Consider the following 20396-nt stretch of genomic DNA (forward strand, 5'->3'; position numbering starts at 1 on the left):
AATTAATGATTAGGAATAAAGAAACTAAAGGTTGTCCCTTCCTTTTCTTTACTATGAACTGAAATGGTCCCTTCATGAGCCTCGACAATATTCTTGACAATCGCTAGACCAAGGCCAGTTCCAGAACGCCCTCTTGTCCTTGCTTTATCAGCCTTGTAAAAACGTTCAAAGACAAATGGCAAATCCTCTTCTTTTATTCCTACCCCAGTATCACTAATATCAAACTTTAAACCACCTTGATGAGACTTTACATTGATCTTAATCTCTCCACCATCAGAAGTATGTCGAAATGCGTTGTCAATTAAGTTTGTTAATACTTGTTCTAATCGATCTGGATCGAATTCGTAATGGTTGCTTTCTATATCTATGCTTGAAAAAAGATGGATTTGTTTTTGTTTTGCAATACCTTGGAATTTCCTTTCAACCTTCTCAATAAATTGTTCAACATTGACGTCTTCCATGCGAAGGGTAATGTGACCCGCTTCCATACGAGCAAGATCTAACAAGTCGTTAACAAGCCTACCCATTCTTAATGACTCATCATATATCACTCTTGCAATTTCTTGCTTCTCTTCTTCCGAACTAGCAATATTATCGACAATGGCTTCACTATAACCTTGAAGCATAGAGATAGGCGTTCTTAGTTCATGAGAAACATTGGCAATAAAATCTTTTCGTAATTTATCCAATCTTCGTTCTTCCGTCATGTCACGTAAAATCGCAACGGCTCCTCTTATGTAGGACTGATTGTATAACGGACTCATCACAATCACCCAACTTCGACCTTGCACCTTCATTTCAATGATCTGCTCTTTTTCTGTATTAACAACTCTTTGAAAAAGTTCCTTTAATTCGATGGGTAATTCTTCATTTTCTTGCATTCCATTTTCGTAATACCAAGCTTGAAAGAACCTTTCTGCTGGTGGATTTGTGACTAAGAAGCTACCATCTACCTTTAATGTGATCACGCCATCAGCCATACTGCTTAAAATATTGGATAAATGTTCTTTTTGTTGTTCAATCGCATTTAGATGATACTTTAACTGTTTACCCATTCGGTTAAAAGCAATGGCTAAGCCACCAATTTCATCATGAGTCAAAATAGGAACCTTCGTATCAAACTTACCATTAGCGAGTTCGTGTGCCGCCTCTTTCATTTTTCGAAGCGGATAGGTGATTCTTGTTGATAAGAAAAAAGCGAACACAGTCGTTAAAACGATCGCAATTCCTGCTGCAAGTAAAATATACGTTGTTGTTTTCTTAGACGTGTCATAAATCGCCATTAATGATTGGGCAACATAAACAGCTCCATCTTCATAAGGAATTCCGACAATTAAGAGAGAGTGGTCTTGTGAGCCTGAAGACTGTAGTTCTTGAGGTTCACGTACTTCAATTACTTCTTTTTTACTTGAAATAACCGAAGCTAATTTTTCGTCTTGGACAATTTCTTCTGCGATCTCTGTTGAATTTTTTTGTCCAGAAGAAAACACTTCATCTTCTGAGACGACAATAATATGGGTAAGACTATCTGTTAATTCAAAAACTATATCTTTTGCAAGTTTTTCATTTTCATGACTTTCCATTATAAATGCAACTTTATTTGCTAGCTTTGATAAATCATCCTTTACTTCTTGCATATGATAATTCTCCATAAATTGGAGTAACAAAAAAGTTAAAACGAGCAATACAAAACTAACCAATATTAGAATTGTTCCCCATAGTTTAACGACAACACTTTTCCAAAATTTCATTCATTACTTACCTCAAATTTATAGCCGACTCCCCAAACTGTGACGATCATTGCTGCGGCCTCACTCGATACTTTATTTAACTTCTCTCTTAGTCGCTTTACATGTGTATCTACTGTTCGTAAATCGCCAAAAAAATCATAATGCCACACTTCTTTTAACAGTTTTTCACGGTCATATACTTTATCTGGAGTTTTTGCTAAATAATAGAGTAATTCATATTCTTTCGGAGTTAGGTTTACTTCTTCTCCATTCGCTGTCACTCTATGTGCATCATGGTCAATGGTCAAATACGGGAAAGCGATCACATTTTTTGCCGTTGTGTCTGTTTTTAAATAAGTGGTAGGTGAGGAACGTCGTAAGATTGCTTTAACTCTTAATACGACCTCTCTAGGACTAAATGGCTTGACAATATAATCATCGACCCCTACTTCAAATCCTTGTACTCGGTTCGCTTCTTCTCCTTTAGCTGTTAACATAATAATAGGTGTCGCCTTTTTTTCTCTAAGCTTTTTACAAACTTCTACTCCATCAATTCCAGGCATCATAATATCTAAAAGGATAAGATCAAAATCTCTTGATAAAGCAAATTCTAACGCCTCATCTCCATTTTCAGCTTCTTCTATTTGATATCCTTCTCGCTCTAAATACATTTTTAGTAAACGACGAATACGTTCTTCATCATCAACGACTAAAATTGTTCTGTTTTGTTCCATGTCCATTCCTCTCTTCCCCATTCGTTTCTATCGGAAAAGAACCTTCACAAACATACGTGAAGGTTCATGACTATGCATAGCTATGCAAGCCAGCAATAACTAAGTTGACAAAGATTAAGTTAAACATAATTATAGCAAAGCCTATCACACCTAGCCAAGCAGATCTTTCACCATGCCATCCTCTTGATAGCCTTAAATGTAAGTAGGCTGCATAAAACAAGAAGGTAATTAGCGCCCACACTTCTTTAGGGTCCCAACCCCAGAACCTCGTCCATGCAATTTGCGCCCAGATCATTGCAAAGATTAATGCGCCTAGTGTAAAGATCGGGAAGCCTATAGCAACAGAGCGATAACCAATCTCATCAACTAAATCAATATTTACATTTTTGACCAATGGTTTTAATGATGCCGCAAGTCTTTTTCTTAAAATGAGTCTTAATAAGCCGTATAAAATCAATCCTACTGACATTGACCAAATAACGGTATTTAATTTTCTAGCCGAAATGATTGCAGGCATTTCAATAGACGACTCTAACTTGCCTTCTGTTAATAATTCACCTTGATTTGGTGCAACCAATGAAGGAATGCTATACACCATTTCATCTTCTTGACCTTTTTTTATCAATCCAGCTATAAACGGCTTCATATTCCACTGTTCTAAAGGCCGTAAAAATTAACACAAATGCAATCGTACAAACAACCGTATACATAATCATTTCTAACCAAAACGTTTTTTTAGACGCCTTCGTTTGGTCAATAACTCGAACTAAATAAATGACTCCTGCAACTGCATTTATAGATAAAATCGCTTGTCCTAGTGCTGCAGTAGTTACATGTATATGAAGCCAGTCGCTTTGCAAAGCAGGAATCAGTGGAGATACATCACTCGGAAAAACACTTGCATAGGCAATTAATAATAACGCTACTGGTAAGGAAAAGACTCCTAATACAGGTGTTTTATATATAAAGAAGATAATGATAAATGCCAAAACAAGCATCATTCCAAAGGAAGTTGTAAATTCAAATAAATTACTAACAGGAGCATGTCCTGCTACCGTCCACCTTAAAATAAAATACCCTAGATGAGATAGAAAACCTAAAATAGTAACCGTTATCCCGATTTTCCCCCATTTACCAATAGACTGTTTTTCTTCTTTCTTGACTTTTATTTCTCCACTGAATAAAAAGGTGGCAAGTAAATATGAAATAAAGGCAATATATAATAAAGTACTACTCAATTCAATCATTTATCTATCCCTCCTATTCCTCTAACTGTTTTTGATCAATGAGTTCATTTAACGGTAAACCTTCAACCATTATCCCAACTTCATTCCGTAATCCGTACCAATTTTTATTTGTATGCCCGGCTAAATAAACAGCATCATCTTCAACTTTAAGCCAAATACGACGATGAGTCCAATACATCCCTTGGATGACACCAATCATAAAGATGGCTCCACCGATCGCAAGAATCCATAACGTTAAATCTTTACGGACCGTCAAGGCGGTAAAATTGACTGTTTCAACACCAGCAAATTTCATTTTATAGGTATTTTCTTCATCACCAATCGTATTTTGGATCGCCACAAAGCTCGTTTCACCTTTTTGGTTCTCTGGCGAAAAGACTTTAAATACAAAAGCAGGGTTATTTGGATTCGGTGATTTTGTAGCTGGTTCTCCATTACTATCAAAATAAAAATCTGGTAAATAACTTGCAAGTTCTACAACGTACCCATTGCCTAAATCATATTCTTCTTCAGGCTCAAGTAGGTCAATCGAAATATCACCAATCATTTCATCGGTTTCTTGATTGACTAACTGAAACTTCATTTCTGTCATATCATTTAATCGATAGGACGTTTGATAAAGAGCAAATTGGTTGAATTTAAAAGGTTCGTTGACGCGTATTTCCCCACTTTTCACTTCGTTTAAATTCGATTCCTCTCCTATCAACCCATCTTGATCTTTTTTATAAAGAGTGACATTCGTTTGATAGTTTTTGACTACCGAACCGTCACCTACTCTCATAATTGCCTCTTTAAAGACTTCATCTTCAGAGGATTGTTCATACACTTCTAGAATGAATTTTTCATTTTTTAAATAATACTCCCCGTTTGTTTCAGGGATCTTTTCTGTTTCTCCTTCTCTTAACCATAATACTTCATCAACATACATTCCAGGAACAAAGCGGAGCATAGCCCCAATTAGAAAGATAATTAGACCGATATGATTAACATAAGGACCCCATCTGGAAAAACGATTTTTCTCAGCTAAAATATGTCCTTGATCTTCGCGAACTTTATAGTGTCTTTTTTGAAGTCTCTCTTTAAATTGCAAAATATCTTTATTAGAAACATGGTTTGATTCACTGTATAAACGCTGCCTTTTCATAAAAGTAAGCTGGCGTTTAATGCCTTGTTTTTTCAAAGCACGATATAAGGGTACTACTCGATCAATACTGCAGATCACTAAAGAGCTCCTAGTGCAGCAATTAGAAGCATATACCACCAAGAACCGTATAAGTTATGAAAACCTAGTTGGTAGTACAATTTCCCAAAAGAACCGTATTCATCTTGATAAAACTGTTCAGCAGGAACGGATGGTGGAATGTACATTTCTTGTGGAAAGATTGTTCCAACAGCTGAAGCAATTAACGTGATGATAATAATCCAAACGCCTACTTTCACAGATGAGAAGAAGTTCCATACTTTATCTACCACCGTTTTATTGTACGTTTGGGAACGCCTAGCACTTCCATCATATCGCATATCTAACAATTTTTTCTCGTTAGCTGTTTCTTCATTTATCGTTCGACCACAATTTTCACATATAATGGTTCCATTAGGATTAACATGTCCACATTCACATTTAACTTGCTTCATGTTGATAACTCCTTAATTTTTAGATCCTATTCTACTTTATAAAAACGTACTTTAAGGTTTAATCTGCTCCATATACTGTTGAACATCACGTTCAGTCATCTGTCCTGTCTTAATATCGACAATGATTCCATCTGAGTCAATTAAATACGTAGCCGGTAAATTACCGACATCGTAGGCACTACTGACATCTCTATTTTTATCTAATACTACAGGGAATGTTAACCCATACTCTTCGACAAATTTTTTAACAGCCACTCTTGATTCGGCTATATTTACTGCAACAATTTCCACACCTTGACCTTGATAATATTCGTACTGATTTTGCATATAAGGCATTTCCGTTTTACAAGGTTCACACCACGTTCCCCAAAAGTTAAGGAATACACCTTTCCCTTGTAAATCTTCTAAATAAACTTCCTCACCTTGTAAATTTTCCAGAACAAATAAAGGTGCCTTATCGCCTATCTCAACACTACCCTTTGAATGAAAAAAATTCATATAAAGTGTATAGCTAATCGCACTTATTAAAAGTAATAAAATCGCTGTCCTAATAATCAATCGTTTTCGTTTCATCGTAAGCCCCTCTTACTTTAATCCATAGATTTACTCAACGTCATTATATCATTGATAAATATCACATTTACGACCGGTTATTTGACGTTTATGTGACAGTTAGAAAGCGTTTCTTCCATGTTCAGCTAAAGCTCGTATCTGTTTCACTTCATGTGGAGAGAGTTCTCTTATCTCTCCCGGTTTTAATCCTTGCAAGGTAAGAAAGGCATACCGTTCTCTTTTTAGTTTCATGATAGGATGACCAATAAAATCAAGCATGCGACGAACTTGACGATTCTTCCCTTCTCTTATGACCATTTCAATAATACATGTTTGTTTTTTCTTATCAATTGATTGAATTTTAATTCTTGCAGGAGCTGTTTTTCCATCCTCAAGACGCACTCCTCTTTCCAATTGTTTTAGTTTCTCACGTTCTGGAATTCCTTTCACTTTAGCAATGTAGGTTTTTTCAATTCCGTAACGAGGGTGCATTAATTTATTAGAAAAGTCGCCATCGTTTGTTAATAATAGCAGTCCAGATGTATCATAATCGAGTCTGCCAATTGGATAAATTCTTTTATCTATATGATCAAAAAAGTCCACCACGGTCCTGCGGCCTTTATCATCTTTAGCACTCGAAATCACTTTTTTTGGTTTATACATTAAAAAATACACCGGCGCTTCTCGATTTACCGGTACACCTTCCACTTCGATTCGATCATTGTTTGTCACTTTTGTTCCTAGTTCTTTAATGACTTGTCCATTTACTGTTACTTTTCCTTCTAATATTAATTGTTCTGCTTTACGTCTAGAAGCAACTCCAGCGTGAGCGATTACTTTTTGCAAACGTTCCATTCATCTCACCTCAACTTACCATATTACTCGTTTCATAAACATTTCACAAGTAAAAAAAGAGATGCTGATCCTCAAGACAATTTTATATCATATTTATTTTTCAGCCTTGGATCAGTAAGTATTTTAATGATTGGTAATACAAATACTGATTAAGGAGAAAGTAATTGGTGAAAATATCCCATATACAATAAAAAAGAGCTGTATAGAAAGTCCATGTTGATAGTATATGTGGACAAACTAAAAACCCAAAAATGTCGATATAACAGCATTTTTGGGTTTTACTTTTATAATACTACTTGTTATACATATATTACAAATCTATCCGAATAGCAAAGATACAATAATAATTGAAGCAATAATCCCAACTAAATCTGCAAGTAAACCTACTTTAAGAGCATCTCCCATCCTTTTAATTCCTACTGCTCCAAAATAAATGGTTAATACGTAAAGAGTAGTGTCTGTACTCCCTTGCATTGTGGACGCTAACCTTCCAATAAAAGAATCAGGACCATAAGAGGAAATGAGGTCGGTTGTCATCCCTAAAGCAGCTGTACCTGATATCGGTCTTATTAAAGCAAGTGGGAGAATATCTGCTGGCACACCTATTGCATTCATTACTGGCCTTAAAAAGTCGACAAAGGCATCCAATGCTCCTGAAGCTCTAAATATCGAAATTGACACGAGCATTCCTACTAAATAAGGGATTAATGAGAGTGCAATTTGAATCCCTTCTTTTCCACCCTCCACAAAGGTTTCATAAGTGGGGACTTTTTTTATCGTTCCGTACAAAAGGATCACCATAATTAGGACGGGTATTAACCATAACGAGATGATAGTTACAATTTGCACTTTATTCTACCCCTCTTCTTTTTCTTCGATAATAGAAGAAACGATCAATAAAAATAGCAAATAATGTAGAAATCATCGTTGCTAATAAGGTAGTACCAACAATTTCAGTAGGGGCTGTAGATTCATAAGTCATTCTAATTCCTATAACAGTTGTTGGGATAATCGTTAAACTAGAGGTATTAATAGCTAAAAAAGTAATCATCGATCGACTAGTAGAATCCTTGTCTCCATTTAATGATTTTAACTGTTCCATTGCTTTAATTCCTAATGGAGTTGCTGCATTTCCAAGACCAAACATGTTAGCAATCATGTTTGAAAGCATATATCCCATAGCTGGGTGATGATCAGGAACATCCGGAAACAGTTTATTGACAATTGGTTTAAATAAATTACTAAGCAATCTCAATAATCCAGCTTCTTCCGCAATTTTCATTAAACCTAGCCAAAATACTAGGACACTAATTAAACCAATACTAATTGTTACCGCTTCTTCTGCCCCTTTAAAAACTGCTTTATTAACCTCTTCCATTGACCCATGTAACATCGCATACACCAGTCCTATAACCGTTAAGAAAACCCAAATTAAATTAACCATCCCCTACCCCCACAAAAATAACAAACAACCTTTTTAACGATTCAAAAAAACCTCTTTTAGGGGGAGTTGTTTCCCCATTATTATAGTAAACAGGGACTCGCTGGATAAGATCGTTATTTAATAAAACAGAATAAGTTCCGACAATCGAAGGGACATTCGAACGTTCCCATTTTTTATTTGGCTTTTTTAAATCAATTTTAACCTTTATATTCTTTTTTTCATCTTCAGTTAAAGGATAGGAGATGTTTCGATTAACAAATAAATGATCTTTATAAAATGAATCGTCTATATTAGCTAAAAAGCCTTCCTCTTGAATCGTTGTTTTATTATATAAATCAAAAGTTGACTCAAACATATTAATGTGGTCGTTCCAATCATCTGGGTCATCAAGTGTCACCGCTATCAAATCTAAGTTATCTTTAGAGGCGGTTGAAACAAGTGTACGATTTGCTTTTTTCGTATACCCTGTCTTTCCACCGGTTGAATAGTCATATAAACTTGTTAAAAGCTTATTTTTATTCCGCCAAGTACGATCCCATTTCTCTGTAGGATTTGGTGCGGAGTATGTTTTTGTCCTAAACACTTTTTCAAACTGTTCATTTTTCATGGCATATTGAGTAAGGATCGCCATATCATATGCTGTTGAATAATGGTTTTCATGATCATCTAAACCATGCGGATTCGCAAAGTGTGTATTAAACATACCAACTTGGTTAGCTTTTTCATTCATTAAATAAGCAAACCCATCTAAGCTCCCACCAACATGTTCTGCTATTGCAGCGGCAGCATCATTTCCCGATCTCAGCATTAACCCATATACTAAGTGTTCTAACTTTATTTTTTCCCCTTCTTGCAAATAAATTGAAGATCCTTCAGTTTCCACCGCTTGTTTACTTATTTTTACTTCTTCATTCATTTTTCCTGATTCAATGGCTATAATAGCCGTCATAATTTTGGTTATACTTGCAATTCTCATTGGCTTGTGACTATTCTTTTCAAAAAAAGATTCTTCCTGTCTCTTCATCTATAACAATAGCTGCCTGTGCTTGAACATTCACCTCAGCATTACTTGCCTGAGGAAAAGCGATCACTATAAGTAGTGTCAATAGTATCAACCATTTTACATCGACCCTTTTCATCATATGAAAACAACACGTCCCTTTTTAAAATATCGGATTGTATATACCTTGACCTTGTTTGGACAGCGTTCTAATGAATACTAGCAATTGTGCGCTTAACGGGCTCTTCCGCTTTTCTTATTGTCTAGCTCCAGCGCCCAGCGACTTGTGTTGCTTTCGACCCACAGGAGGTGCTAGCATCATCGTTAGCCACAGGACGTGGCTGAACTTAGTAGATCGTCCGCATTATGCTTTTCGTGTTTCCTTTATCTCATGCGGCGATGAACAGGAGGTTCTAGCGTCAACGTTAGTCACAGGACGTGACTGTTTTTAGTTGACGTTCCTTTACTTTGCGTCGCTTAACGGGCTCTTCCGCTTTTCTTATTGTCTAGCTCCAGCGCCCAGCGACTTGTGTTGCTTCACCCTCCTCCCTACGATAAGTCAACATCGAAGCCTGCGGCTTTTCGTGTTTCCTTTATCTCATGCGGGGGGTTTGAAGCACCTGCGTCGCTTAACGGGCTCTTCCGCTTTTCTTATTTGTACAAGTCTATGAAAATAATTAAAATATATGATGAAATTATTGGGGATAAGACAGAGAGAGGGGTACACAATCCATCTTTTTAAAAGACAAAAAGGATGGAATTTTCATATTCCATCCTTTCAAAAGATCACTGTGTTCTTCAATTACTTTGACTGCGTAATTTTTGTTCGGTAATCTGTCTCGTAATATTCTAATTCCTCACGAATGGTTTGAAACTCATTTTCTAAGGAGGTTAAGAGGTTAACAATTAAATTCGGGGCTTTATCCCTAAATTTAATTGCATTCTTTCCAGTGTAAGCACTTCTAGGGTCTTCAAACCATATATCATTTTTAGGTTGATAAAATTCTTCAATACATTGGTGATAAATGACATACAACGTTTTTTCCGCTGCAGCTTTTCGAAACGAGCTGTTCTTTAAAATAATCTGACATTCTTCTAATCCTTCTTCACAATAAACAGTTAATCTTCTTAATGATCTAAAAATACTCTTGGCATAACGATGATCTACATCCTCTTCTTTCATTTGACCGATAGTATGCTCATCTAAAAAGTTATTTAAGTTCTCAGTAACTTCTTTTAAAAATTTTTCAACTTGTTCTAATTGTGTTTTTACCATCACATTTCCCATCTTATCTACTCCTGTCTTTATTTCTTACAAACGATATATTTAGCTATAAGGTTGCTTAGACCAACTGACATCTAATAAAAAGGGCTGCCTACTCATTAAGCCATCCTTCAATTGTCTTATTTGTTCAGAATTTAGTTTTAAATATGGTTCGATTAACTCTTCAAGCGTACTTATATACAGTCGATGCTTGTTTAAACAATGGGGATCAGTTAAAAGAAACGTAATACTAATCATTGAAGGAGGATTTATATCTTTAAGCTCTGGATATGAAAAGTGAATAAACTCTAATAGTTTTTCCTCAAAATATCGGACATACAAAACAGAAAGTGATAGTTCTTTATCGTTCCATATATAATGGACTATTGAACGTGAGAAAGAATCTTCAGGTGAATTTTTTTGAGATTTTTGTAACTCTTCTCCAGTTACTTCTTTAATCAACATCAATTTACCCACCCCTTACCTTTCCATTGTTTCTTCCAAATAAGCAGAATAAAATGTTATTAACAGAAAATCATTTATCTTACTTATTACTTCTGATACTCTCTATATTTTATCATACTATGAAAATAAAAAGAATTTTCTATATTTATAATTTGTTAATATTTTGAATTTATTTCAGAACCTATTATTATAAATTTATTTATACTGGCTTTGTTTCTGCAAATAATCGAGTACAGAAGCTTGAAGCAAAATTCATTTTTAACAGATAGCGTAAATTGTAAATCTTAAAAGAAAATTGTGAACAAGAATAAAAAGCCTCCAACCCTTAATAAGAGAATGGAGTCATTTTTAACTTGTTCAACATAAGATTTGATGTAACTAATAACTTCCTTATTAAATTATCTTCTCAAAAAAGCATTCTAATCAAAAGGAAAATCTCATTTAAAAGATTCAAAAAATAAATCTGCCTCTTCCTGAACAAATTCCTCTGAAATATTTTCTGGTAGTGGTGGAAGCTCTTCTATCGTTTTTAAGCCAAAGTATTCTAAAAACTCTTTAGTTGTCCCATATAATATTGCTCGACCTGCTCCTTCTGCTCGACCTACTTCTTTAATTAGCCCTTTTGCCACCAACGTTTGAATTGGCCGTTCGCATTTTACTCCCCGAACCTCTTCAGTTTCAATTCTGGTGATAGGCTGTTTATAAGCAATAATAGCTAATGTTTCTAACGCAACTTGAGAAAGTGAAGAATTTGTAGGATTTTGAGCCAACCTTTTCAAATAGATTGCGTGCTCTTTTTTTGTTACCAATTGGTATGCTCTAGCTACTTCCACAATTTGTATTCCTCTTTCTTTACTTTCATATTCGCTCTTTAAGTCGTCGATGATTTGTAAAACGATCGCTTCATCTACCTCTAACACTTTTGTTAGTTGTTTCACGGAAAGTCCTTCGTCGCCAACAGCATATAGCAAACCCTCTACTATGGCTTTCCATTCAATTATTTTCTCACTCATACAATTTTTCACTCCCTGATATTTGTAAATCAGAAAGGTTTTCTTCCTGTTTAACAACAATCAATTGTTTTTTCATTAGTTCGAGCATCGCTAAAAATGTAACCACTATTAAGCTTTTATGATGATAAGGAAAAAACTCATGAAAACTTTTGACTCCTCTCTGTTTTGTTAGCTGCTCTACGATTTCATCCATTCGTTGTTCGATTGGTATTTCTTGTCTTGTTATTTTGGTTTCCAGCGGTTTTTGTAGTCTTTGTCTACGCAAAACTTTTTGATAAGCGGCTATCATGTCATAAATCGTTGTATCACCTAGGTTAACTTGTTGCTCAATATCTTTCGCATATTCACTTAAATCACTAGGAGCCTTAACAAAAACTTCTGCCTGTTCGTCTTCTTTTATTTTTAACTCCTCAGCCACTTGTTTATATTGCCGATATTCCAATAACCTTTCCACTAGTTCTTGACGAGGGTCTTCCTCGTATAGAAGTTCGTCTTCTTCTAAAAGCTGCTCTTCCTGTCTAGGAACGAGCATTTTGCTTTTAATAGACAATAAGGTAGCTGCCATTACTAAGTATTCTGAAGCAACGTCTAACTGTAACTCCTTCATCGTATGTATATACATTAAATACTGATCTGTAATTTTTGCAACAGGAATATCATAAATATCAATCTCAAACCGATTAATAAGATGTAACAATAAATCTAAAGGCCCTTCAAAGGCATCTATTTTCACTTTGTATTCCAATTATTCACACCAACTTTTTTTAGTTGCTATCATTTTTTTAAAGACCTTTGTAGTTCAGCCTAAAAACGATTGCTATTAACATCATTAAATGATAGTACATTTGAATAAATAGGACAATAGTCATTCACAATGTAAAATTGCCTACTATATGCAATTCAACTACCCAATTCTACCACTGACCTTTTCTAGTTGCTAGTAAAGACAAGTTTTATTCAAGCGACCTTAAATTTCATTCTTTTTAACGTGTAAAAAGAATATGTTAAACTAGTTTAAATATTAATTCTTTAAATGAGGTGTTCTAATTGTATCCAAAAGCATTTATTGAATATTTAGTTCAATTTCATGCCAAACGTGATTATTTTGAATGTCATGAAATCTTAGAAGAATATTGGAAAGAAAAAAACAGCAGTGAACGTGACCATTTTTGGGTAGGGTTTATTCAGCTTGCAGTTGGATTGTATCATCAAAGAAGAAATAACTTTTCAGGCTCAGAAAGAATGATGAAAAGCTGTTATCATATTTTCAAAAATAACCTTGGTACAGTTGAGAAGCTAGGCGTAGATTCATCTAACTTATTATCTAGTATTGTTACGAGAATACATGATGTTGAACAAAGAAAGATGTATAAACGTTTTGATATCCCGATTAAAGACCATAGTTTGAAAGCGGAAGCAAAAGAACACGCAAATGAAATGGGGTTAGTTTGGGGGATAGACAGTGATTTAAATGATCTAGAAGTTATTCATAGACATACTTTACGAGATCGGTCCGATGTCATTGCAGAAAGGGAACTTGCGCTAAAAAAAAGAAGAGACAGAACTTAAATATTTTAATGTTCTGCTTCTTCATCTGAAGACTTTACTTCACACTTTCGAAAAAATGCCTCTGTTGAATCATTCGGAATAATCTCCTTAGATTTAAACATAGATTTCAGAGCACAAACCATTTCTTTTCCTTTCCCTTGAAACCTATGAGAAGGATTTACACAAATATGCTGTACTTGTAAAGTACTCTCATCAACAGTCACAACTCCGACCACACCTATAAAATCTTCTTCCTCCTTCCAAAGAAAAAGATTCCAGTCTTGATCCGACTCATAGGTGTCCATTGTTTGTTTCAAAGTTTTCAAGTCCTTCTCAGCAGGCATAAAGGATAAAAGACCCATGGCTATTTTTTCAAAGCTTTTTTTATAACGAATTAACATAATGACCCCTCGTTATGAAAACAACACCTTAACTTTTTGAATGTTGTTTTCTATCTTTAATTAATTTAATAGTAAAACACACTTAGCTTACACACGGTAAGCTAAGATGAACATTTCAATCCTCTACAATAAACATTATATACATTATATACAGATTTGATCATTTTTTAAACTATATACATCAATTAATTGAAGGATTTCATTAAATTCGCCATTTCAATGGCAGATATCGCTGCCTCCCATCCTTTATTCCCTGCTTTTGTCCCAGCTCGTTCGATCGCTTGTTCAATATTTTCTGTTGTCACTACTCCAAAAATGACAGGAACTTCTGATGTCAAAGAAGCATTTGTGATCCCTTTTGCTGCTTCATTACATACATAGTCATAGTGACTAGTTGCCCCTCTAATGACACAGCCTAGCGTAATAATAGCATCGTACCTTTTAGAATGAGCCATTTTCTTGGCGACTAGCGGTAACTCAAATGCTCCTGGTACCCAAGCAATATCGATATGATCCTTTTCAACTCCATGTCTTTTCAAAGCATCTTTCGCTCCGTTTAGCAAACTATTCGTAATAAAATCATTAAACCTTGAAGTAACAATCCCTATTTTAAGTCCTGCTCCTACTAAATTTCCTTCAAACGTATTCATTTCTATTCCCCCAAAATTGTTTTTATAAATGCAGTAAATGTCCTAATTTTGTTTGTTTTGTTTTCATATAATGATGATTTTCCGTTTTTATTGCCATTTCAATCGGAATCCGATCAACCACTTTTAACCCATATCCTTCAAGGCCTGTGATTTTTCTAGGATTATTGGTTAATAGCCTTATATTTGTCACACCAAGATCCTTTAATATTTGTGCACCTATCCCATAGTCTCTTAAGTCTGGTTTAAAACCTAATTTTTCATTCGCCTCAACTGTATCTAATCCTTGTTCTTGAAGTTTATAGGCTTTCATCTTATTGATTAATCCAATTCCGCGTCCCTCTTGCCTCATATAAAGCAAAATGCCCCGCTTTGCTTCTTGAATTTGCTTTAGGGCTGAATGAAGCTGAGGTCCACAATCACAACGGTGTGAACCAAAAACATCTCCTGTTAAACATTCAGAATGGACTCGAACCAACGTAGGTTCATCAGGAATGATTTTCCCTTTCACTAACGCAATATGTTCCTTATCATCTACAACATTTGTATAACCAACCATTTTAAATTGTCCATATTCAGTTGGAAGATCGATTTCAATCTCTTTTTTTACAAGCTTATCAATCTTATTTCGATAGTGAATGAGATCTTTAATTGTGATCATTTTTAAATTAAATTTATCAGCGATCTCTTTTAGTTGCATGACTCTCGCCATGGTTCCATCCTCATTCATAATTTCACATATAACCCCACAAGAAAAGGACCCACTAAGTTTAGCGAGATCAATAGCCGCCTCAGTATGACCAGCTCTTCTAAGAACTCCACCTTTTTTCGCTATTAATGGAAACACATGACCTGGTCTTTTAAAATCCGCTGCTTTGTTTTGATTATTCAACAAAGCTAAAATGGTCTCTGAACGTTCGTATGCACTAATTCCTGTTGTCGTCGTTTTATAATCAATACTCACGGTAAATGCCGTTCCATGAGGATCTGTATTATGGTCAACCATTGAAGTAAGTTGAAGCTTTTCAGCATGTTCCTGCGTAATTGGTGTACAGATCAGTCCTCGACCGTGAGTTGCCATAAAATTTATCATTTCAGGCGTCGCATGTTCAGCTAAACCGATAAAATCCCCTTCGTTTTCACGGTCTTCATCATCTACCACAATAACAACTTTTCCATTCTTCAAATCAACTAAAGCATCTTCAATTGAGTGAAACATTTACCACACCTCATTTATTTAAAATTCCTTGTTGATTTAACCAATCAAATGTCATCCCTTTTTCCCCATGTTGTTCTGTAAAACGATGAACATATTTCGCCAGCATATCACATTCAATGTTGACACGATCTCCTTCTCTTTTCTGTCCAATGATCGTTTCCGACGCTGTGTGAGGGATAATTGAGACTAGAAAAGAATCTTTTTCTACGTCGAAAATCGTTAAACTCGTACCATCGACTGCTATTGAACCTTTTTCGATCATAAGATTGCTTAAAGAAGGATTCACCTTGACTCGATAATATATCGCATTACTTTCTGGACGTCTTTCTATAATTTGACCTACTCCATCAATGTGACCACTGACAAAGTGACCACCAAATCGGCCATTAGCCGACATGGAACGTTCCAGGTTGACTGTTGAACCTACCTTTAAATCGATTAAATTTGTCACTTTTATCGTCTCTGGCATTACATCAACGGAGAATTTTTCTTGTTCAAAATTTGTTACCGTTAAACATATCCCATTGACCGCAATACTGTCACCCACTTGAACATCTTCCAAAATTCGTTTTGCCTTGATTTCCATTTGAGCAGCGTTTCGTTGCTCTTTTATTGATTGAACAGTTCCAATTTCCTCAATGATACCTGTAAACATCCGAATCCACCTCTATTTAGGAGTTAATACAAGCTTTAAATCTTCGCCAATAATCGTAGACTGGACCAATCTTAATGACTTGGCGTCTTTAATCTTGTCAATTCCTTTTCCTTGTATAGCCGATAAGGAATCAGACCCTCCAATGACTTTAGGAGCCAAATAGACAACTAATTCGTTAAAGAGACCTTGATCATAAAAAATAGTGAGTAAGGAAGAGCCCCCTTCAACAAAGACTGACATGATCTTCATTTCTGCTAAATACTTCAGGATACCTTCTCCGTCTATTTTCTTCAATTGATGCACAGCAACACCTTGTTTTTCAAGTTCTTTCACCTTCTCTTGATTGACATGATCTGTCGTTAAAATCCACGTCTTAGCATCCTTATTGGTAATAATTTGGGCATCCAAAGGCACTCGCAAATGACGATCCACAATCATTCGTATCGGGTTTCCTTTACTTTCAATTTCCCTACATGTTAATAATGGATCATCTTGAAGGACAGTTCCTATCCCAACCATAATGGCTTGATGATTAGCGCGATAAGAATGGCTATCTAACCTTGCTTCCTTACCAGTAATCCATTTACTATCTCCAAGTCTTGTTGCAATTTTTCCATCTAGTGTTGAAGCATATTTAAGCGTAATGAAGGGCCTTTTATTTTGATTAAAATAAACGTAATGTTTATTTAATTTCAAAGCTTCTTCTTCTAATACATTCGTCCTTACATCAATACCATTCTCCCTTAATATGTTTACTCCTTTACCGCAAACAATGGGGTTTGGGTCAAGCATCGCTACTACCACTCTTTTAATCTTGCTTTCTACAATAGCCAAGCAACAAGGAGGAGTCTTTCCGTAATGGTTACACGGTTCTAACGTTACATACAACGTCGCACCGTTTGCTTTTTCCCCCGCCATTTTCAGTGCATGAACTTCCGCATGCGCTTCACCAAATAAGAGGTGAGCTCCAAATCCTACTATTTTATGATCCTTAACCACCACGGCTCCTACTAGAGGATTAAGACCCGTTTGTCCTCTTCCTTGCTCAGCAATTTCAAGTGCAAATTTCATAAACCTCTCATCCATCGATATCCTCCTCTCTGCATGTGAATCCGCTTTCGAAAAAAGTTCAGAACGCCTGTCAGCCATACGCATAGTTAGAATCACCAACTAAAGTGGCGTGACTAATTTTTTAAAATACAAAAACCCCTTAAGACACCTAAGGGGTTGGTTTTCTTGATCATTAAAAGAAATCACGTACAAATAAGAGTATGACGATACTATTTCAAAAAAATGAAATCAGTCCAATACTCAACCTTTTAATGATCCTTCTCCCATCCAGACTATACTGTCGGCTTTGGAATCTCACCAAATCCTGCCTTTCGGCTCGCGGGCTCAGAAGTAAAACTTCAATACCGCCGGTAGGGAATTTCACCCTGCCCCGAAGGAAACACTATAAATATTTCATTATCCTACCATTCCATTGTAACCAAGGATAGAAAAGGAAGCAAGTGATAAAAAGCTAAGGGCATTTTAATAACTTCTCAATCAAAGGCAATCGATTTATAGAAATCACATTTAAAGAGCAGATTGTATTCATTTACACAAAAAAAAGAGCTTATTCAGCTCTTATTCTGCCACTCTTACTTCTTTCATGACGTCTCCATTTTTCATACTTAAAACAGTATCAATCCCTGACGTCACTTGACCAAATACTGTATGTACACCATTCAAATGAGGTTGTGGATCATGAACAATGAAGAATTGACTTCCTCCTGTATCTTTTCCAGCATGCGCCATCGATAAAGATCCTTGAACGTGCTTATGAGGATTTCCTTCTGTTTCACACTTAATCGTATATCCAGGCCCACCTGTTCCGTTTCCATTAGGATCTCCACCTTGACTTACGAAACCTGGAATAACACGGTGAAACGTAAGCCCATCATAGAAGCCCTCATTTGCTAGCTTCTCAAAATTAGCAACGGTCTTAGGTGCTTCATTGGGATAAAAATCAATCTCGATCTTTTCTCCACTTTCCATCAATATGTATCCTTTTTTAGACATAGATTACATCTCCTTCATTAGATATATACAAACACTTTCATCATACCATCTTTATATAAGTAAAAGAAAGAAAAGTGAAAGAAACTTGTTTTCTTAAACAAGTTCATTACAGGTTTTAAATGATTTGAGAGCATTCAGAAACTCATTCAATTGAAAAATTTTAACAACCGGAGGTGTCTTATAGTTTTCCGAAGTACAAACTGCTACATGATGAATCGAATCTAGTTGAACCGTTTGAAAATTGCAACAATCCCCATTTTCATTACTAAACTGTATTTCTTCTTGATTATCTTTAATAAAACAACAAGAATTGAGTGGCGTATTAATGCCTGTTCCTTTCCACTTCATATAGCTTTCCTTTAATGACCAAAGTTTTAAAAAGTGATTTTTTCTATTTTTTTGATCCATTTCTTCAAGCTGAAATACTTCCTTTTGATCGAAAAACTGTCTTGCTAATTCCATCTCATCTATCGAGCGAACAGCTTCCACATCAATTCCTATAGGGTGTGAATCCAAAATAAATACGACCCAATTACCAGCATGAGACCAATTAAAATGCAATATGGTTTCTAGATTTACATAAGGTTTACCATACAATCCTTGATGAAACCTAATAGATTTATATGAAACGTTACATTCCTCAGAAATGAATTTTCTCGCCATGATCTCACTTATCATTTTGCTCATTCGATCCTTATCTAACCTAAGACGCGAAATTTCAATTTGCCTTTCCACTGATACCATTGAGACCCAACTTTTATATTCATCCCATCTAATATCATCATGAATATGTACAGCTTGAATTATTAATCTATTCATCGTTTTCCAACTCCATTATTTCACTACATTATAAACAATATATAAATTCAATTTTAAGTACGTAAGTTGAAACATCTATATTAATCTGGACGTCTTTGAAGATAGGAACTCTTTACACAAAGAATCTTTACTTTTTGAAAAAAACTACTATAATGTGGATTAACTAAGAAATTTTTAGTAACCATAGGAGAGTGTATATGAAAAAATCGATTTCTATTATTATTTTAGCCGCAGTTATGTTGATTCCTTCCGTTACCTTGGCAGATGCGGTGGTTGGTGATTCCGTCATTACGTTAGGAAATGACTTAACGAAAGAACAAAGAGACGAACTACTTAAAGAAATGGATGCCACAGGGGATGAATACCTTATTACTGTAACAAATCAAGAAGAGCATGAATACTTAGGAAACTATATTTCAAAAGCACAAATAGGATCTAGAGCCTTATCCTCATCGAAAATAACCATTGAAGAGAAAAATAGCGGTCTGACCGTAGAAACAAATAAAATTAACTGGGTAACGGATGAAATGTATTTAAACGCCTTAATGACAGCAGGAGTTAAAGATGCCTCTGTTTATGTCACTGCTCCTTTTGAAGTTTCGGGAACGGCTGCTTTAACAGGGCTGATTAAAGCTTATGAGCACACTACTGGAGAAGAAATTTCAGAAGATGTAAAACAAATTGCCAATGAAGAGCTTGTTGAAACCGCAAAGTTAGCAGACGAAGTAGGAAGTGAGAATGCCTCCGCGCTAATCGCCAAGGTGAAAGAACAAATTGCCGAAAAGGGCATGCCAGAAAATGAACAAGATTTACGAGAATTAATCGAACAATCCGCACAAGACTTAGATGTAACATTATCTGAAGAAGATATGAATCGATTAACGGACCTTTTCAACAAAATGAAAGATGTTAATATTGATTGGGATTTAGTCTCTGACCAATTAGACAAGGTGAAAGACAAAATCACTAATTTCATTGAGTCTGAAGAGGGACAGAACTTCTTTCAAAGTGTAAAGGAGTTTTTTGTCGCCATCTGGGAAGCAATCATCTCTGTATTTAACGGTGAAGAGCAAACAGAATAACAGAAAAGAGGCCTATCATGAG

At 35.4% G+C, this 20396-nt stretch carries 20 protein-coding genes, 2 pseudogenes and 1 riboswitch; of the genes and pseudogenes, 2 read left to right on the forward strand and 20 right to left on the reverse strand.

Translation table 11 applies throughout. The annotated features are described in order from the left end of the window. Positions 1–2: 2 nt before the first annotated feature. The 13 genes and pseudogenes from LC087_RS06515 to LC087_RS06575 form a co-directional block, all read right to left on the reverse strand. Positions 3–1751 (reverse strand): ATP-binding protein, encoded by a 1749-nt coding sequence (locus LC087_RS06515; protein WP_226538592.1) that lies wholly within the window; start codon positions 1749–1751, stop codon positions 3–5. Further along, positions 1748–2464 (reverse strand): response regulator transcription factor, encoded by a 717-nt coding sequence (locus tag LC087_RS06520; RefSeq protein ID WP_226538593.1) that lies wholly within the window; start codon positions 2462–2464, stop codon positions 1748–1750. Before LC087_RS06520 ends, LC087_RS06515 begins: the two co-directional genes overlap by 4 nt. A gap of 70 nt (positions 2465–2534) precedes the next feature. Continuing rightward, positions 2535–3711: pseudogene (gene ccsB, locus LC087_RS06525) on the reverse strand (c-type cytochrome biogenesis protein CcsB). Positions 3712–3724: 13 nt separating this feature from the next. After that, positions 3725–5346 (reverse strand): annotated as a pseudogene (gene resB, locus LC087_RS06530) (cytochrome c biogenesis protein ResB). 51 nt (positions 5347–5397) lie between these two features. Next, the gene (resA, locus tag LC087_RS06535; RefSeq protein WP_226538596.1) at positions 5398–5919 is read right to left on the reverse strand and encodes a thiol-disulfide oxidoreductase ResA; all 522 of its coding nucleotides are present in this window, start codon (positions 5917–5919) and stop codon (positions 5398–5400) included. 99 nt (positions 5920–6018) lie between these two features. Beyond that, on the reverse strand, positions 6019–6753 hold the full coding sequence (locus LC087_RS06540) for a pseudouridine synthase (protein ID WP_226538597.1): 735 nt from the start codon (positions 6751–6753) through the stop codon (positions 6019–6021). Positions 6754–7071: 318 nt separating this feature from the next. Beyond that, positions 7072–7554 (reverse strand): spore maturation protein, encoded by a 483-nt coding sequence (locus LC087_RS06545; protein ID WP_264189780.1) that lies wholly within the window; start codon positions 7552–7554, stop codon positions 7072–7074. Between the two features lie 49 nt (positions 7555–7603). Further along, positions 7604–8197, reverse strand: coding sequence for a nucleoside recognition domain-containing protein (locus LC087_RS06550; RefSeq protein ID WP_226538599.1), 594 nt, complete (start codon positions 8195–8197; stop codon positions 7604–7606). Further along, entirely contained in the window at positions 8190–9221 is a 1032-nt protein-coding gene (locus LC087_RS06555) for a D-alanyl-D-alanine carboxypeptidase family protein (protein ID WP_371932656.1), read from the reverse strand. Before LC087_RS06555 ends, LC087_RS06550 begins: the two co-directional genes overlap by 8 nt. Positions 9222–9999: 778 nt before the next feature. Further along, positions 10000–10485 (reverse strand): DUF3907 family protein, encoded by a 486-nt coding sequence (locus tag LC087_RS06560; protein ID WP_226538600.1) that lies wholly within the window; start codon positions 10483–10485, stop codon positions 10000–10002. A 39-nt stretch (positions 10486–10524) separates the two neighbouring features. Next, positions 10525–10926 carry a hypothetical protein gene (locus LC087_RS06565; RefSeq protein WP_226538601.1) on the reverse strand — a complete coding sequence of 134 codons (402 nt, stop codon included), beginning with the start codon at positions 10924–10926 and terminating at the stop codon, positions 10525–10527. Positions 10927–11363: 437 nt separating this feature from the next. Continuing rightward, entirely contained in the window at positions 11364–11939 is a 576-nt protein-coding gene (gene scpB / locus LC087_RS06570) for an SMC-Scp complex subunit ScpB (protein WP_306020396.1), read from the reverse strand. Then, positions 11932–12684: a segregation/condensation protein A gene (locus LC087_RS06575; protein WP_226538603.1), complete on the reverse strand. Its 753-nt coding sequence runs from the start codon at positions 12682–12684 to the stop codon at positions 11932–11934. Before LC087_RS06575 ends, scpB begins: the two co-directional genes overlap by 8 nt. 302 nt (positions 12685–12986) lie before the next feature. On the opposite strand from LC087_RS06575, the gene LC087_RS06580 reads away from it, so the two are divergent. After that, entirely contained in the window at positions 12987–13508 is a 522-nt protein-coding gene (locus tag LC087_RS06580; RefSeq protein WP_226538604.1) for a DUF309 domain-containing protein, read from the forward strand. 5 nt (positions 13509–13513) lie between these two features. Here LC087_RS06580 and LC087_RS06585 read toward each other — a convergent pair whose 3' ends face one another. From LC087_RS06585 to LC087_RS06615, 7 genes are all read right to left on the reverse strand, one after another. Continuing rightward, positions 13514–13888, reverse strand: a complete 375-nt coding sequence (locus LC087_RS06585) for a GNAT family N-acetyltransferase (RefSeq protein ID WP_226538605.1) — start codon at positions 13886–13888, stop codon at positions 13514–13516. A 185-nt stretch (positions 13889–14073) separates the two neighbouring features. Further along, on the reverse strand, positions 14074–14538 hold the full coding sequence (gene ribH, locus LC087_RS06590; RefSeq protein WP_226538606.1) for a 6,7-dimethyl-8-ribityllumazine synthase: 465 nt from the start codon (positions 14536–14538) through the stop codon (positions 14074–14076). A gap of 22 nt (positions 14539–14560) precedes the next feature. Further along, on the reverse strand, positions 14561–15754 hold the full coding sequence (locus LC087_RS06595) for a bifunctional 3,4-dihydroxy-2-butanone-4-phosphate synthase/GTP cyclohydrolase II (protein ID WP_226538607.1): 1194 nt from the start codon (positions 15752–15754) through the stop codon (positions 14561–14563). A gap of 10 nt (positions 15755–15764) precedes the next feature. Continuing rightward, on the reverse strand, positions 15765–16409 hold the full coding sequence (gene ribE / locus LC087_RS06600) for a riboflavin synthase (RefSeq protein ID WP_226538608.1): 645 nt from the start codon (positions 16407–16409) through the stop codon (positions 15765–15767). 12 nt (positions 16410–16421) lie between these two features. Then, positions 16422–17495 carry a bifunctional diaminohydroxyphosphoribosylaminopyrimidine deaminase/5-amino-6-(5-phosphoribosylamino)uracil reductase RibD gene (gene ribD, locus LC087_RS06605; protein WP_226538609.1) on the reverse strand — a complete coding sequence of 358 codons (1074 nt, stop codon included), beginning with the start codon at positions 17493–17495 and terminating at the stop codon, positions 16422–16424. Between the two features lie 236 nt (positions 17496–17731). Next, positions 17732–17862, reverse strand: a riboswitch (FMN riboswitch). 176 nt (positions 17863–18038) lie between these two features. Next, the gene (locus LC087_RS06610; RefSeq protein ID WP_226538610.1) at positions 18039–18473 is read right to left on the reverse strand and encodes a peptidylprolyl isomerase; all 435 of its coding nucleotides are present in this window, start codon (positions 18471–18473) and stop codon (positions 18039–18041) included. A gap of 93 nt (positions 18474–18566) precedes the next feature. After that, positions 18567–19292 (reverse strand): 4'-phosphopantetheinyl transferase family protein, encoded by a 726-nt coding sequence (locus LC087_RS06615; protein ID WP_226538611.1) that lies wholly within the window; start codon positions 19290–19292, stop codon positions 18567–18569. Between the two features lie 197 nt (positions 19293–19489). Between LC087_RS06615 and LC087_RS06620 the strand changes: the two genes are divergently transcribed. Next, positions 19490–20374 carry a DUF1002 domain-containing protein gene (locus LC087_RS06620; RefSeq protein ID WP_226538612.1) on the forward strand — a complete coding sequence of 295 codons (885 nt, stop codon included), beginning with the start codon at positions 19490–19492 and terminating at the stop codon, positions 20372–20374. Positions 20375–20396: the final 22 nt, after the last annotated feature.

It is taken from the genome of Bacillus carboniphilus (assembly GCF_020524035.2).
In the GTDB taxonomy this organism is placed as follows: Bacteria; Bacillota; Bacilli; order Bacillales; family JAIVKR01; genus Bacillus_CC.